This is a genomic window from Rhodococcus sp. IC4_135, from assembly GCF_011602025.1.
Lineage (GTDB): Bacteria > Actinomycetota > Actinomycetes > Mycobacteriales > Mycobacteriaceae > Rhodococcus_F > Rhodococcus_F baikonurensis.
The window spans coordinates 1-897 of sequence record NZ_JAAOLG010000110.1 but is presented as its reverse complement, the minus strand read 5'-3'; the positions used below and the strand labels follow the sequence as shown (position 1 = coordinate 897).

The 897-nt window shown below is 64.4% G+C and carries 2 protein-coding genes; one reads left to right on the top strand and one right to left on the bottom strand.

The annotated features are described in order from the left end of the window. On the bottom strand, window positions 1-209 hold a 209-nt coding region (locus tag G8767_RS36685), incomplete at its 3' end, for a hypothetical protein (RefSeq protein ID WP_346843074.1). Between G8767_RS36685 and G8767_RS35200 the strand changes: the two genes are divergently transcribed. Then, a partial coding sequence (locus tag G8767_RS35200) for an IS30 family transposase (protein ID WP_346843073.1) occupies window positions 111-897 on the top strand: 787 nt, incomplete at its 3' end. The genes G8767_RS36685 and G8767_RS35200 overlap by 99 nt on opposite strands.

The window sequence follows — 897 nt, the reverse complement described above, 5'->3', positions numbered from 1 at the left end:
TCCCTCAGATCGGCCGGTTCCTGCGTAAATCCGGCGGTATCCGGCCGCTCCCACGTCGTCGGCGAGCATCTCATCTCACGGCCGGGGAGCGTGAAGAGATTTCCCGTGGGATCGCCGCCGGTGACAGTGCTCGGACGATCGCCGACAAACTCGGAAGATCCCCGTCCACGATCGCTCGGGAGATCGCCCGCAACGGCGGCCGCGAACACTATCGGGCGACCCCGGCGGATGCCGCAGCGTATGTCCGCGCGCGCCGCCCTCAAATCTCGACACTCTCTACCAGGCATTTTCTGCAGGAGATTGTCACAGGGAAGCTGAGTGAGCAGTGGTCACCGCAGCAGATCTCCGCCTGGCTCCGGCGCGAGTACCCGTCCGATCCGCAGATGTGGGTTTCGCACGAGACGATTTACCGTTGCCTGTATATACCGTCGCGGCAAGTATTCGACGACACAAAATTTCACGAACTGCGTACCGATCGGCGGATCCGCCGGCCTCGTGGGAAGAAACGCTCCCACGGGCGCGGGCAGATACGGAACAGGGTCCCCATCGATCACCGCAGCCCAGCAGCGGATGCTCGTAGCGAGCCCGGACATCTGGAAGGTGATCTCGTGTTCGGCACCCGCCCGTCGGCGGTCGCGACGCTGGTGGATCGGCAATCACGCGCCGTGCATGTGGTCGCACTGCCGGACGGGTACCGGGCCGAGACGGTTGCGGACGCCTTGATTGCCTATCTGGGCCGGTTGCCTGCGCATCTGCGTCGGTCGTTGACGTGGGATCGGGGACAGGAATGGCCGCGCACGAGCGCATCACCGCAGCACTCGACCTGCCCGTCTACTTTTGCGCCCCGCATCATCCGTGGCAACGAGGGACGAACGAAAATACGAACGGGCTCCTGCG